The following is a 15,814-nucleotide window of genomic DNA, read 5'->3' as shown; positions in this document are numbered from 1 at the left end:
TCGAGCGAATACGAATATGTCTAAGAATGCGCGGCAGGAATCGCATGTCATTACTATTCGTATAGCCGCCAGTGGCGAGCATGCATTCCCCTTGCCGCGAACCACCAATACGCAAAACGGCGCCGTTGCCGACGCCGAACGAAATCAATGGTGCCCCCGGGCGGATTCGAACCGTCGACACCCGCTTTAGGAGAGCGGTGCTCTATCCCCTGAGCTACGGAGGCATTTGAAAACCTTGTTATTCTAGCATGTCTTTCGCGCACGCGGGAGAAAGGTACGCCTCGCTTTTGCCAAGCAAACAGATGTTGGCCATAAATAACAGCGATTGCGACCAGAGTGAAGCTTCATCGATCACGCCCCGCTCAATCATGGCGTTTTCTTTTGCGGCTGGGCAACGAAGCAAGGCGAGCCGCGGCGATTGGGGCATAATGCTTTAGAAGCTCAATTATTTTCGCATTTTCGAAAGGCATTGCATGCTACAACTCAAAGACGTATGCAAGTCATACACCACGGCCAGCTTCACGCAGGTCGCGCTCGACCATGTGTCGCTCGCATTTCGCGATAACGAATTCGTCGCCATTTTAGGCCCTTCGGGTTCGGGAAAAACGACCATGCTCAACATCATCGGAGGCCTCGACCATTACGATTCGGGCGACTTGCTCATCGATGGCATCTCCACCAAACAATACCGCGATCGAGACTGGGACACTTACCGAAACAATCGCATCGGCTTCGTCTTCCAGGCATACAACCTCATTCCCCATCAAACCATTCTGGAAAACGTCGAATTGGCCCTCACGCTTTCGGGCGTGTCTCGTGCGGAGCGACACGAGCGAGCATGCGCGGCGCTCGAGCGGGTAGGCCTTCGCGAGCATATCAACAAAAAGCCAAGCCAACTTTCTGGCGGCCAAATGCAGCGCGTCGCCATTGCGCGCGCCCTGGTCAACGAGCCTGAAATTATCCTGGCCGACGAACCCACCGGCGCCCTCGACTCGAAAACGAGCGTGCAAATCATGGATTTGCTCACCGAAATCGCCGGCGATCGCCTGGTAATCATGGTGACGCATAACCCCGAGCTGGCCGAACAATATGCTACACGCATCGTGAACCTCGCCGACGGCGTTATCAAAAGCGACACGCGACCCTTTGACCCCAACGCAAGCAATGAGCCACGCCGCGAAGCCAAAGCCGCACGTCAAACAAGCATGTCATTTTTCACAGCGCTTTCGCTTTCATTCAAGAACCTGCTCACGAAAAAAGGCCGCACACTCATGACCGCCTTCGCGGGCAGCATCGGCATTATTGGCATCGCGGCCATTTTGTCACTCGCGAACGGCGTGAACCAATACATCGCCAACGTCGAAGAAAACACGCTTTCGGAATACCCACTGCAAATCCAAGACCAGGGCTTCGACATGACCAGCATGATGACGATGGGCATGGGCGGCGCAGAAGACGATTCAAACACAGGCACAAACTCGCAGGCAAACGATGCGACCGCTTCGAGCGATTCGGGCAAGCCGGTGCATGAATCGAAAATGATCACAGGCATGTTCTCGAGCATCGGAAGCAACGACCTCGCATCGCTGAAAGAGTATTTCGACAACGACGGCACCGACATCGATAGCTACGTGAATTCAATCGAATACGGCTATAGCGTCACTCCGCAGATTTTCAATTCAAACACCGACGACGGCATACACCAGGTAAACCCCGATAAATCGTTCGCGAGCGTGGGATTAGGCGCATCGAGCAACGGCATCATGTCGTCGATGATGAGCACGAACATTTTCTACAAGCTGCCTGCGAACATGAGCCAGGTCGATAACCAATACGACGTCGTCGCAGGCCATTGGCCTGAAAATTACGACGAGGTCGTAGCCGTGCTCACACCGAACGGCAACGTGAGCGATTTCATGCTGTACTCCATGGGCTTGCGCGACCATAAGGAACTCGAAGAAATGGTGCGCGAGTTTGCCAACGAGGAAGAAGTGCAGGTACCCGACAACACGCTCGACCTCGACTACGACGACCTCATGAATGTGGAGTTCAAGCTCGTCAATGGCGCCGATTTCTATCAGTACGACAGCGATTACCAGGTTTGGAAAGACAAGAGCGGCGATGCCGACTACATGAAAAGCTTGGTCGACCATGGCGAAACGCTTAAGGTATGCGGCGTTGTAAAGCCGAAAGAGGGCGAGAAGATTACTTCGCTTTCAACGGGCCTGTATTACTCGAACGATTTGATCAACCACCTCATTGATGAGGCGGGCGACAAACAAATCGTAAAAGACCAGCAGGCAGACCCCGCAACCAATGTGATTACAGGCAAATCGTTCGCCGAAGAAGAAGACGAATCGAAAGACGGCAATGGGTTCGATATGTCGAGCCTATTCACGATTGACGGCGAAAAGCTGCAGAGCGCGTTCACGTTCGACGAAAGCGCACTGGCCGCAGGCCTCTCGAACGCCGACCTCTCGAGCAGCATGGATTTGTCGAGTGCCAATATCGACTTGTCCAACATGCCAGCCTTCGATGCTTCGGGCATTCAAATCGACCCGAGCAAGATTGACATGAGCCAGTTAAACCTCGACTTCAGCAATATCAAGCTCAACTTCGATGGCGCCCAGCCCGATATCAAAACCGATGTTCTAACCCAGGGCATCATGAATATCATGGGCGCGTACCCCTCTTGGCTCCAGGAACAAATCAAGGGCGACCACCCCGAATACGCCACCGATCAAAAAGCGGCAGTTGAGGCATATCTCGCAGACCCCGTCACGAAAGCCGCCATGCAAAAGGCCATTGCCGACAGCATCGATTTCAGCGGAGTGAGCGAACAAATCCAACGGCAGCTTCAAGAGCAGTTTTCACAGCAACTACAAGCGCAGCTTCTACCCGCACTTTCTGCAGCTATTTCGCAGCAGCTGCAAGAGCAGCTTTCCGTCGCTATGCAGTCGTATATGCAAACAGCAATGACGCAGGTCATGACGCAATATGGAACAGCGATCCAAAACCAAGTCTCCTCCGCGATGACCACCTATATGTCCACCCTTTCGGCAAATATGTCAAAAGCCATGGGCATCGATGAGAGCGCTTTTGCCGACGCATTCCAAATGAATATGAACGAGCAGGAGCTTTCCGAGCTCATGGCGAGCCTCATGTCGACCGAGCAGAGCAGTTACGATAACAACATGAAGAAGTTCGGCTGGGCCGACTACGCGAAGCCAGCGAGCATCGACATTTACCCGAAGGATTTCGAAAGCAAGCAAAGCGTGATTGACATCCTCGATGGTTACAACGACAAAATGAACGCCACTGGCGACGAAGATAAAGTCGTGAACTATACCGACATCGTGGGCGCACTCATGAGCAGCGTGACTACCATCGTGAATATGATCAGCTATGTATTGGTAGCGTTCGTCGCGATTTCGCTTGTGGTGAGTTCTATCATGATTGGCATCATCACCTACATTAGCGTGCTTGAGCGCAAGAAAGAAATTGGCATTTTACGCTCGATTGGTGCGAGCAAGGGCGATATCAGCCGTGTATTCAACGCCGAAACCATCATCGTCGGTTTCGCGGCAGGCGTTATCGGCATCGGGCTTACGGCTCTGGCATGCATTCCCGCGAACGCGATTGTGTACTCGTTATTTGACGTGGAAAACGTCGCGATCCTGCCGTGGCAGGCCGCAATTGCCCTGGTCGGCATAAGCGTGTTGCTCACATTCTTGGCAGGCCTCATCCCTTCAAGCGCCGCCGCGAAGAAAGACCCGGTCGAAGCGTTGAGAAGCGAATAGGGAAACGACGAGAAACTTCCCCAACAGCTATTAAGAACAAGAAGCTCGCAGCTATCATGGCTGCGAGCTTCTTAATTGACTCGTTTCAATAAGAAAGGGGTGGCAAGATTACCCAGCCACCCCACAGCATGCTTTTTTGCCACATCCACACCCTCTACGAGCTTCTCTTCGCCGCTATAGGTAAAGAAAATGAGGATCGACGGCCAACCAAGGAATTCGGTACAACGAGCAACGACCGAACAGCAAATCGCCCGCCAAAGGCCTTTGCGGGCGTCGGCAATGAGCACCGTTGGACAAAACTGCGCATCGTTTAGTCGGCATACCCGTTCGGGTTCATCGATTGCCAACGCCACGAATCAGCACACATGCGATCGAGGTCGTATTCCGCAACCCAACCGAATACGTCTTTGGCCTTCTGTGGGTCGGCATAGTTTTCCGCAACATCGCCCGCACGGCGTGGCTGAATGTCAACGGGAAGCTCACGGCCGCATGCGCGGCTGAACGCCGCCACCACATCAAGCACACTCGAGCCTTTGCCGGTGCCGAGGTTCACAACCTCAACGCCCGTCTTGCCATCCATCCAGTTGAGCGCCGCTACATGGCCGCGTGCCAAGTCAACCACGTGGATGTAATCGCGCACACCCGTGCCGTCGGGCGTGGGATAATCGTTGCCGAATACGCGAACGGCCTTCATTTTGCCAATCGCGACCTGCGCGACATACGGCACGAGGTTATTCGGAATGCCCTTCGGGTCTTCGCCGATGAGGCCGCTTTCATGCGCGCCAATGGGATTGAAGTAACGAAGCAACACAACGTCCCATTCGGGGTCGGCGGTGTGCAGGTCGGTAAGAATCTGCTCGATCATCCACTTCGTCCAACCATAGGGGTTAGTGGCCGGCTTCTTTTCCGCAGTCTCGCTCAAAGGCACGCTATCGGGCTCGCCATACACCGTGGCGCTCGAGCTGAACACAATGCGCTTGCAGCCATGCTTGCGCATGACGTCGCACAAAATGAGCGTGTTGGTGATGTTGTTGTAGTAATACTCGAGTGGCTTTTCGACACTCTCGCCCACAGCTTTGAACCCAGCGAAGTGAATAACGCCGTAAATATCATTCTCGGCAAAGATGCGCTCGAGTGCGTCGCGATTGAGCACATTGTCCTCGTAGAACTTCATGCGCTCGGAAGCACCCGCCGGAGCCTTGCCGTCGGCTTCTGCCTGCTTCACGATTTGAGCGATGCGATTAACGGCCTTCTCGCAGGAATTCGACAGGTCGTCGATAATGACCACGCCATAACCAGCCTGGAGCAACTCGACGCACGTATGGCTGCCAATAAAGCCAGCGCCGCCAGTGACCAGGATATTCTTAACATCAGACATATATGTCCCCTTCTTGGTTGGAAAACCGCCGAACGAAATCGCACAACAGCGTTACGCACAACCATCTCGATACGCGAGATTGTGAACGACGTTATTCTACACCGCATTTGAGAGAGCAGGCCCTATCCACGGGAAACCCGTTCCACTATACGAAACGCTGTTCCAAGGTTTGGACAAAGGCCGCCAAGCGGTTTAATCCTTCCTCAAGGTTTTCCATGCTACAGCAATATGACAGACGCACGAATCCTTCGGCGGCAAAACAAGAACCGGGCACAAGCGCGACGCCCTTCTCTGCAATGAGACGCGTGCAGAATTCATCCGAAGACATGCCGAATTTCTCGATAGAGGGGAATACGTAGAAGGCGCCGTCGGGCTCGACGACATCAAAGCCGATTTCCCTCAAGCGAGCAAGCACGTAGTCGCGGCGGCCGCGATACACTTCGCGCGCCGGTGCAACGTCTTCCTTCAACGCTCGAATCGCCGCGCGCTGCACAAACGAAGGAACTGACGACACCATATACTGATGCATTTTTGCGATTTGTGCCGAAATCGGAGCATCGGCCGCAACCCAACCAAGACGCCAACCTGTCATGGCGTACGGCTTCGAAAAGCTGTCGCACACGATAATGCGGTCGCGTAGTTCGCCATAGCAACTCGCAAAGCCAAGATGCACGCCTTCGTCGCTTTTGTACACGCCTTCGTAAACGAGGCTTGTATACACATCGTCGCAGATGACAAATACGTCATGAGCTTTTGCGAATTTCGCAACCGCATCCAAGGAACGCGGATCGAGCACGCAACCCGTGGGATTGTTCGGGGACGTGAGTACGATTGCCTTTGTGCGATCGGTTGCCGCCGCCTCAAGCTGCCCCAATGTGAGCTGGAATTTGGTTGGACGCGTGTCGACGGGAACGAACGTCGCGCGGTTTACCGAGATGATCGATTCATACAAACCAAACGCCGGCGTAGGTACGAGCACTTCATCGCCAGGATTAAGAATGCTCGAAAGCGCCGCGAACAACGCTTCGGTCGCGCCGCAGGTCACGATGATTTCGTCTTCGCCATAGGCAAGGTTGCGCTTTTCCATGTGGGCCGCAATCGCACGACGCAATTCCACCGTGCCATTATTGGGCGGATAGTGCGTTTCGTTTGCAGCAAGAGATTTTGCAACTTCCTCCTTCACGACATCGGCGGTATTGCCATCTGGTTCGCCGAGCGTAAGCAAAATGCACCCAGGCGTCTGCTTCGCGAAAGCCGTAATGCGACGAATACCCGAAGGTTGCAGCTGCGCAAGCGCGGTATTGGTGGTCAGGGCCATAAGATTCCTTCCGTACACACATCTTCCAGCATTGTACGCGCCCTTTCCGCAGACACGACGAAGCCTTAAGAAAGAAATAGGCCGCCGAAGCGGCCTTTCTGGCAGAAAATTGCGGTTGTGAACGGTTGTTTTAGCGCCCTTGCATGCTTTCTGAATGGAAGCATGTATTTGAACTGGGGTTATGCGGAAGACTTTTCAGAAAGCCCATTATTTCAAGCACGAAAATCGTTCACAACCGCAAATTCGTGCCACAATTTAGTCAAACGGGACTATTTTCGATCGGCGATGTCGACATACTCGCGCGCATGGCCCGTTTTCTTGAACGCGGGGCGCATAATACGCTTGCCCGAGACAATTTCCTCGAAACGGTGCGCGCTCCAACCAGCCATGCGAGCGCTTGCAAACATCGGCGTGAGCAATTCGCGAGGAACGCCCAACGTGGAATACACGCAGCCACTGTAGAGGTCGACATTCGCGCAAATATCTTTGCTCTTGCCAGCCTCGGCGAGCAGCTGCGGCGCCAGGCGCTCGATAATCTCAAGCAAGCGGAATTCCGCTTCATGCTCGGTACCCACAACCAAACGCTCCGCATATTTATGAAGCAACTCAGCGCGCGGGTCGGAAAGAGTATACACCGCATGGCCCATGCCATAGATAAGGCCCGTGCGATCGTATGCTTCTTTGCGAACGATTTTACGCAGGTAATCGGCCACTTGACCTTCGTCGGTAATGTCGGCGACGTGCTGCTTGATGTCGTCGGTCATGCGAAGCGTGCGATTATTCGCGCCGCCATGGCGCGCACCCTTCAAGCTGCCGATCGCCGCGGCGTAAGCGGAATACGGGTCGGTATCGGCACTCGTAACAGCGCGGCAGGTAAACGTCGAGTTGTTGCCGCCGCCGTGCTCTGCATGCAGCATAAGCATAATGTCGAGCGTTTTTGCCTCGGTGTCGGTAAATTGTCGATCGGGGCGCAGCATCGACAGAATAGTCTCGGCGGTCGACTGGCCGGGAATGTAGTGATGAATGAACATGGAGTCGCCGAAGAATTTATCGCGCATCACATGGTAAGAAAGCACCATGATGCGCGGAAGGCGCGAGAGCAGCATGATAGCCGTATCGATTTCATGTTCCGGGCTGCGGTTTTCCGCTTCGTCATCGAAAGCGTAGAGCTGCAGCACCGCGCGGCTCATAGCATTCATCAGATCGCGCGTAGGCGGCTTCATAATGTAATTCGCCGTGAATCCATCGGGCAGGTCGCGCTGGGCGGCGATGAGGTCGTTGAAGGTTTTCAGCTGCTCGGCCGTCGGAAGCTCGCCCGCCATAAGCAGGTATGCCGTTTCCTCGAAGCCGAAACGGTTTTCGGCAACAGCATGGTCGACCAAATCGGAAATGCTGTAGCCGCGATACGACAAGCGCCCGCGATCGGGAACTTTATCGCCCTCGGAAACAACGTAGCCATGCACGTTCGAGATATTCGTAACGCCAACCACAACGCCCGTACCGTCGGCATTGCGCAAGCCTCGCTTGATATCGTAAGTGGTGTAATAACACGGATCGATTGAATGGCATTTCTCAAAATCGGTGTAAAGCGGCAAGCTTTCCTTCATGAGCATCAACCCTCCCGGCACCAAAAGCACCCACGATGTACTGCGAAAGAAAAGTGTATGACGAGCTTATAGCGGTTCAGACGGCCTTTCGGTAAACGAAATATACTTGTAACGCAGCGGTGCACCGCTGCTTGGCCTCACGAATGGGAAAGCAGCGGCAAGCTACCACGCCGCGATTAAATCAAATGAGCAAACAAACCACTGCGAAGCTTCGGCTCAAACCATGTCGACTTCGGCGGCATAAGGCGACCGGCGTCGGCCACATTGAGCAGCTCGTCGATCGACGTGGGAAACATCGCAAACGCCACCGCGGGACCATCGCCACGCGCATCGATGCGGTTCACCTTGCGCTCGAGCTCGCGCAAGCCACGAATTCCGCCCACGAACTCGATGCGTTCATCGGTACGCGGGTCACCAATTCCCAGAATAGGCGCGAGCACCTTTTCCTGAAGAATCGAAACGTCGAGGCCTTCAACGGGGTCGCTGCTCTCGAATTCGGGCTTCACGCCAAGGCCGTACCATTCGCGATCGAGATACATTCCCACAGCGCCCTTGTCGATTGGCTCGAGCTGGGACTCTTGCTTATGGATAATCTCGAACGGGCCATTTTCGCCAGCGAGGGCGTTTAGGAATTCATCCTTGGTGAGGCCGTTAAGGTCGCGCACCACGCGGTTGTAAGCAAGAATCGAAAGCTGCGACGCAGGGAAGAGCACGCTCATGAAGTAGTTGAATTCCTCGGTTCCGTCGTAACCCGGATTCGCCTCGCGGCGCGCCAAACCGACCTTCACGGCCGATACCGCTCGATGATGCCCATCGGCAATATAGGCGCATGGCACCTTGGCGAACGCCGCGACCAAACCGGCATACGCTTGAGAACAGGCAGTTTCCTCCGACGCCGCAGCCATGCGCCATACACGGTGCGTAACGCCATCTTCACCGACGAAATCGTAGAGCGGTGCGGTCTTCTTCACTGCCGCAACCAAAATATCGATTGCATCGGAATCGCGATACGTAAGGAAAATGGGGCCCGTTTGCGCATCAAGGGCATCGATATGGCGAATCCGGTCGAGCTCCTTCTTCTCGAGCGTATTCTCATGCTTCTTGATAACGTTTTCGAGATAGTCGTCAATCGCACAGCATGCAACGACACCCGTTTGCGAGCGCCCGTTCATCGTGAGCTCATACAGATAGAAACACGGCGCAGGCTCGGTGACGAATGTGCCATCGGCGCGGCGAGCGTCGAAGAGCTCGCGAGCTTTCGCATACACCTCGGGCGCATACATATCGACATCAGCCGAAAATTGCGTTTCGGGGCGATCGATGTTCAAGAAGGAGAGGGGCTCGCCATCGACGGCAGCAGCAGCTTCAGCTCGGTCGTACACGTCGTAAGGAAGGGCCGCAACCTGGTCGGCGACACTTACAGTTGGTCGAACAGCAGCAAACGGTTTAACAATCATGTTCTTTCCTTAGCAATGATCCAGGTCAAACAAATGTCAGCGAGCATGGGTTCTGGCGAGTGCGATTCGGGCGTGGGCGCGGCGACGCGTACTTCGGTACGCGAGCCGGGGCCAAAGCCCGAAACGTGCCGCCAGAACCCAGCGCAGCGTCGAGCAATTACGCCGTTCGTAGAACGGCGTAATTTATTTAATAACGCGCACGCGATAGATGCTCGGAATCTGCTTCAAAGCCTCGATGGTCTCGTCGTCGAGATGCTCATCGGTATCGAACATGGTGTAGGCATTCTCGCCGGCGCTTTCGTTCGTCATACGCTGCACATTGGCATTATCTCGAGCGAGCACTGCCGTAATTTGGCCAATCATATTCGGAACATTCGCATGCAGGCAAGCCACACGGCTCGCCGCACGTGCTTTGCCCATGGAGCAGGGGGGATAGTTTACCGAATTGGCAATATTGCCGTTCTCCAAGTAATCTTTAAGCTCGGAAATTGCCATATCGGCGCAATTCGCTTCAGCTTCGCCCGTGCCAGCACCCGAATGGGTGGTAATGAACGTGTTCGGCATAAGCACGGTTTTCTGGGTCGCGAAGTCGGTCGCGAACCATGCGATTCTGCCAGCACGCAGGGCGGCATCCACGGCATCCTCGTCAACGATGGTTTCGCGGGAATAATTGATGAGTACGGCATCGGGAGCAAGCAGGTTCAGCTGCTCCTCGCCAATCATATGAATTGTGTCGGCCTTCGAGGGCACATGCAGCGTGAGGTAATCGCGGTCGCGGCACGCATCCTCGAGCGTCGATACGCGCTGAACCTTCTGGGAAAGCGCCCACGCATGCTCGACGGAGATAAACGGATCGTAGCCATACACATCCATCCCCAGATCGGCGCAGGCGTTGGCGACCTTCGAGCCCACGTTGCCCAAACCGATAACGGCAATGCTCTTGCCCTTCAGCTCGCGGCCGACGAATGCCTTCTTCGCCTTTTCCGCATTCACGAAAATATCGGGGTCGGCAGCGTTTTCACGCACCCAATTCATCGATTGCACAACACCACGGCTCGAAAGCACGAGCATCGCCAAAACGAGCTCTTTTACGGCATTGGAGTTCGCGCCTGGCGAATTGAATACCACGACGCCCTTCTTAGCGTATTCCTCAATGGGAATATTGTTTACACCGGCGCCGCAACGCGCGATGGCGCGAATGCTTTCAGGTAGCTCATAGCCATGCAGGTCGGTCGAACGCATAAGAATCGCATCGGCTTTTTCGACTTCGGTCACAAACTCGTAACCGTCACCAAAGGTAACCTGGCCGTCTTTCGTGATGTCGTCGATGGTTTTGATATAGCGCATGGAAATCTCCTTTTAGATTATCGAACCCGCATGCCAGATTCAACGGAAGTCCTCGATTTCCGAAGACCGTGGCGACCCGTCGATTCCCTGGCAGACTCAAGGTTCGCATTACAACAATGATTATGTGTCGAGTATGACCACCCACCAAGCGCCCGACCAGTCAAAGGGCGGTGGGCGCGCGCCGAAAGGCGTACGCGGGTGTGCGAATCAAGCCTGGCAACGCCACGCTTGAGAAGAAAATGAATTTGGGGCGAAGTCTCGCCCTAGATAGATCGCGAACTCGCGGGGTTGCGCAATTCAAAGTCGCGCATGAAGTCGACGAGAGCCTGCACGCCCTCGATAGGCATAGCGTTGTAAATGCTCGCACGCATTCCGCCCACGCTGCGGTGACCCTTGACATTCTTCAGACCGGCAGCATCGGCTTCCGCGATGAATTTCGCATCGAGTTCAGCGTTGCCCGTAACGAACGGCACATTCATAAGCGAACGGTCTTCCTTGCGAGCGGTGCCATGGAACACATTGCTCTCGTCGAGCGCGTTATAAAGCAGCTGAGCCTTGGCGACGTTGATGTCGCGCATGCCCTCAAGACCACCCTGGGCCTTAATCCACTTGAAAACTTTTCCGCATACGTAAATCGCGTAGCACGGCGGGGTGTTATACATGCTGCCACCGTCAACATGTGTTTTGTATTGCAACATCGTGGGAACGCTGTGCAAATCATCGGTGGGGATAAGGTCGTCGCGAACAATAGCAATCGTGACACCCGCAGGACCCACGTTCTTCTGAGCGCCACCATAAATGAGGCCGTACTTGGCCACATCGATAGGCTCGCTCAAAAAGCACGACGAAACATCAGACACCAGCGGCACGTCGCCCGTTTCGGGCAGCGCGTGGTATTTGGTGCCATAGATGGTCTCGTTTTCGCAGATGTACACGTAATCGGCGTTCGGATTCACCCGCAGCTCGGCCACATTGGGCACATAGCTGAAATTACCATCGGAAGAATCACCCAGAATACGGGCATCGCCAAAGCGCTTCGCTTCCTGGTACGCCTTTTTGCTCCAAGAGCCGCTCACGACATACTCGGCAAAACCGCCGCGCATAAGGTTCAGGGGCACCATGGCGAACTGCGTAGAACCGCCGCCCTGCAAGAACAGCACCTCATAGTTATCAGGGATACCCATGAGGTCGCGCAAGTCGGCTTCAGCCTCTTCGATAATCGCCTTGAAAGCTGAAGATCGGTGGCTCATCTCCATTACCGACATACCGCAACCGCGATAATCGAGCATTTCTTCGGCAGCTTCACGAAGCACGCTCTCGGGCAGCACCGCGGGACCCGCGGAGAAGTTGTAAACCCTACCCATGTCGATGACCCCCTTTTCTTCAACGAGAGATTTTTAGCGTCTAAGTACGGTATTGTAGTTCAAATGCGAGCGAAACAGTGCACTTTATTTGGCTATAGTGAAGAAACCACTGAATCATCCCGTTTCCCTGGGTATGGGACGGTGCGCCGATATGGCTCTGCGTTCATCCTTGCTCTTCATTTCAAAACGAAACGCAGCGAGGTGAGCGCATAGTGAGCCGAAGGCGAACGGTAGCGAACCGTCCTCTTCAGCGCACCGTCCCATACCCAGGGAAACGAAGGGGATGAATGCGGCAAAAAATGAGGAAGCGAAGCCCAAGCACCCACCGAGATAAAAAACGTCACATAGCCCAGGTCCGCAAACTACGCGACATGGTGAATCAAAACACCGGTCATCGCAGCCCCAGAATTATCCAAAAGAAAACGCTCTTGGGTTTCCAAGGGCGTTCCAGACCTATTCGATTCCGAGCACCTGCATCACAAGCAGCGCGACAGTGAGTATCGTAACGATGGCCACGGTGAACCAAATAAGGCCCCGTCCCACAACGCCACTCGCATACTTTCCCATAATGCGCTTATCGGCTGCAATAAGAGCCATGAACACAAGCAGCACCGGCAGCACAACACCATTGATAAACTGGGCAGTAAGCATGATATTCATAAGGTTGAGACCCGGAATAAGCACCACAATCGCCGAGAACACGATGACGGAAGTGAAAATGCCCTTGAACATGGGCGCTTCCTTCCACGTAAAGTCGACGCCAGCTTCCCAACCGAACGCTTCGCAAATAACAAACGACGTCGTAAGCGGCAGCACGCACGCAGCCAGGAAACTCGCCGCGGTAAGGCCAGCCGCGAACAGAATTTGCGCGTATTCGCCCGCGAACGGGGCCAGCGCGGTAGCGGCATCTTGCGCGGAGTCGATCGAGATGCCCTGCGGATAGAGCACCGCGCCCGTGGTAACGATAATGAACCAGGCGACCAAGCAGGCAACAACCGTACCAGTCGTCACATCAACCTTCTGCAGGAACATTTCCTCATGGTCGGTTCCAACGCCTTTATCGACAACGTTGCTTTGTGCAAAAAACATCATCCACGGCGCAATGGTGGTACCAATCATCGAAATAACAAGCGAAACGAAATGCACGTTCGCAGGAATCTGCGGCACCACGGTAGCATGGGCAACATCGCCCCAGTTGGGACCAGCTAAAAACGCAGCAACGATGTACGTCACGAACACGAGGGAAATCGCGAGGAAGATTTTCTCGACGCTTTTATAGCTTCCCTTCACCACGAGCAGCCACACGATCATGGCGGAAATAGGCACGCTTACCCAGGTAGGCACGCCGAAAAGCCCCATGCCCGATGCAATACCGGCAAATTCGCTGAACGTCGTAGCGACGTTGCCAATAAGCAGCGCGCACATGGCGAATGCGGTAAGGCGAATGCCGAAGCGCTCGCGAATAAGGGCAGCGAAGCCTTTGCCCGTTACCGCGCCCATGCGAGCAGCAGTCATTTGCACGACGAGCAACAGCACGCACATCACGGGGATAACCCAAAGTGTGGCATACCCGAAATCGGCACCCGCCGTCGAATACGTCGAAATGCCGCCCGCATCGTTACCGGCCATGGCGCTTACGACGCCAGGACCCATAGCTGCAAGCACGAGCAGGAAGAACGGCTTCTTCTTTTCGTCGGCCGATTCCTCTGCGACAGCAGAATCGGATGAGGTTTCCGCAAGTTCGGGCTTTCCCGCCTTGTGCGCGGCATATTCAGCCTCGCGGCGTTCTTGCATGACCTCGTCATACGTTGCATCGCGACGCGCGGCGGCCATTTACAGCACCCCCGCGATTTCGAGCACGATGAGCGTATACACGGCAAGAGCCGCCGCGCCGCCGATAACGCCGGCAACCACCGTAAGGGCGCGTGACGTACTCTTTTCGCTCTCGGTGCTTTCTTCCATGACCTCCATGGCGTCGTCGACAGTAACCAAGCCAAGCATGCGTCCCGATTCGTCAACGACAGGCAACGCGACCATGTCATATTTCGAGATATCGGCAGCAACCTCTTCTTCATCCTCATCGGGCGGCACAGAGATGATCTCGGTGTACATGATGTCTTTGAGCTGTGATTCGCGATGCGCCAGCACCAATGTGCGCATCGACAGCACGCCGACGAGCTTCTCGGAGTCTTCCTCAAGCACATATACGAAATGGACGGTCGGGAAGTCTTCATCAAGGGCACGCAGCACTTCAACCGTGTCAAGCACAGTATCGGTTTCCTTCATGGCGACAAACTGGGTGGTCATCATACCGCCGGCAGTGTCGTCCTTATAGCCGAGCAGGGAGCGAATCTCGGCCGCATCCTCAACGCCCATCAGGCGAAGCAGCGTTTCAGCCTTTTCATAAGGAAGGTCACGAATAATATCGGCCGCATCGTCAGGGTCCATTTGACCCAAAAGGCCGGAAGCCTCACGGTCGCCCAAATCGTCGAGCGTTTCAGCCTGGTATTCATCTTCCAGCTCGGCGATAACCTCGGCCGAACGCGCATCGTCAAGGTGTTTGAACACCTCGGCGCGCTGCTTGGGGTCGAGCTGCTCCAGAATGTCTGCGACGTCGGCAGGATGCATCTCGTTCAAGCGGCGGTGCGTCACGGAAAGCTGCACCTTGGACAAGTCGCGATCGAGCAGGTCCATATAGTTCCAGGCAATAATCTTTTCGTCGATTTTCTTGCCGAAGAGCTTCGCCGCGCTCACAACAGCTTTCTCGAGAAGAGGATGAAGGCCGCGCAGAATACCGCGCACGCCAACCTCGGCGCCCAGAAGACGCAGCTGCGTGCCAGAAGGGGAGAGCTTCAAGTCGTTAACGCGCACGAGTTTGAGGCCTTGCGTGTCGACGATTTGCTGGTCGAGCAAATCGCGGGCAAGCAAGACTTCATCGGGCTGCAGATAACTGAAGCGAATGTTGTATGACTCGGTATTAAGACGAACTTCGTCTTCCGAAAAACTGTCGACGTACTTACGCCAACTAATCATGAACGGCGTGCGGCCGGGGCCTTTAAACGCCAAAGAAGTAATGCGTGGAAACATCTCGCCTGTGGAAATAGCGAGATCAGACACAACACCGAGCTTTTCCCCCGTCGAATCGTATACGGGATTACCCAGCATGTTGGACAAGTAGAGCAAAGCTTGCCTCCCCTCGAACAATGCGGCCTGAGGCCCACGAAGGAAAGCGGAGGACCTCAAGGTTAGCGAACTATGTGTTTTCGAACCTTCAAAATGGCCCTTTTCTCCTGGACAATAAAAAAGCCGCTCTCGCGGCGCAACTGCTTATCGGCTAATTTTAATCCGATTTTGCAATCGGCGAGAAAATGGTGCGCCGTGAGGGATTCGAACCCCCGACGTACTGATTCGTAGTCAGTCCCTCTATCCAGCTGAGGTAACGGCGCACTTCATAAGCAGCTCGATAATAATAACCCATACAGCTTAGAAGTCAACGAGTTTTTGAAAAAATTTTTCAAAAACTAGTGGCCGACCGGATTTGCC

Annotated in this window: 9 protein-coding genes and 2 tRNA genes; 1 reads left to right on the top strand and 10 read right to left on the bottom strand. The window is 54.6% G+C overall.

Going from position 1 to position 15,814, the window contains the following annotated elements; all coding sequences use genetic code 11:
* Positions 1-148: 148 nt before the first annotated feature.
* A tRNA-Arg gene (locus DMP05_RS01625) sits at positions 149-224 on the bottom strand.
* A gap of 249 nt (positions 225-473) precedes the next feature.
* Between DMP05_RS01625 and DMP05_RS01620 the strand changes: the two genes are divergently transcribed.
* A complete protein-coding gene (locus DMP05_RS01620; protein ID WP_123218873.1) occupies positions 474-3,800 on the top strand; it encodes an ABC transporter ATP-binding protein/permease in 3,327 nt (1,108 codons plus the stop codon).
* A 310-nt stretch (positions 3,801-4,110) separates the two neighbouring features.
* Here DMP05_RS01620 and galE read toward each other — a convergent pair whose 3' ends face one another.
* From galE to DMP05_RS01570, 9 genes are all read right to left on the bottom strand, one after another.
* Positions 4,111-5,178 (bottom strand): UDP-glucose 4-epimerase GalE, encoded by a 1,068-nt coding sequence (gene galE, locus DMP05_RS01610; protein ID WP_123218871.1) that lies wholly within the window; start codon positions 5,176-5,178, stop codon positions 4,111-4,113.
* A 145-nt stretch (positions 5,179-5,323) separates the two neighbouring features.
* Positions 5,324-6,496: a pyridoxal phosphate-dependent aminotransferase gene (locus DMP05_RS01605; RefSeq protein WP_123218870.1), complete on the bottom strand. Its 1,173-nt coding sequence runs from the start codon at positions 6,494-6,496 to the stop codon at positions 5,324-5,326.
* A 269-nt stretch (positions 6,497-6,765) separates the two neighbouring features.
* Positions 6,766-8,109, bottom strand: a complete 1,344-nt coding sequence (locus DMP05_RS01600) for a citrate/2-methylcitrate synthase (RefSeq protein WP_375781747.1) — start codon at positions 8,107-8,109, stop codon at positions 6,766-6,768.
* Positions 8,110-8,279: 170 nt separating this feature from the next.
* Entirely contained in the window at positions 8,280-9,560 is a 1,281-nt protein-coding gene (locus DMP05_RS01595) for a DUF1015 domain-containing protein (RefSeq protein ID WP_123218869.1), read from the bottom strand.
* Positions 9,561-9,743: 183 nt separating this feature from the next.
* Complete coding sequence (locus tag DMP05_RS01590; RefSeq protein ID WP_123218868.1) at positions 9,744-10,907, bottom strand: phosphoglycerate dehydrogenase; 1,164 nt, start codon at positions 10,905-10,907, stop codon at positions 9,744-9,746.
* Between the two features lie 263 nt (positions 10,908-11,170).
* Positions 11,171-12,271, bottom strand: coding sequence for a 3-phosphoserine/phosphohydroxythreonine transaminase (gene serC / locus DMP05_RS01585; protein WP_123218867.1), 1,101 nt, complete (start codon positions 12,269-12,271; stop codon positions 11,171-11,173).
* Positions 12,272-12,724: 453 nt separating this feature from the next.
* Positions 12,725-14,104, bottom strand: coding sequence for an Nramp family divalent metal transporter (locus DMP05_RS01580; RefSeq protein WP_123218866.1), 1,380 nt, complete (start codon positions 14,102-14,104; stop codon positions 12,725-12,727).
* Positions 14,105-15,454 carry a magnesium transporter MgtE N-terminal domain-containing protein gene (locus DMP05_RS01575; RefSeq protein ID WP_123218865.1) on the bottom strand — a complete coding sequence of 450 codons (1,350 nt, stop codon included), beginning with the start codon at positions 15,452-15,454 and terminating at the stop codon, positions 14,105-14,107. It abuts the gene before it with no gap.
* Between the two features lie 186 nt (positions 15,455-15,640).
* Positions 15,641-15,717, bottom strand: a tRNA-Arg gene (locus DMP05_RS01570).
* Positions 15,718-15,814 lie beyond the last annotated feature (97 nt).

Origin of the sequence: Slackia isoflavoniconvertens (assembly GCF_003725955.1) — a bacterium.
GTDB classification, from domain to species: Bacteria; Actinomycetota; Coriobacteriia; order Coriobacteriales; family Eggerthellaceae; genus Slackia; species Slackia isoflavoniconvertens.
This window is presented reverse-complemented; position numbering and strand designations above follow the sequence as displayed.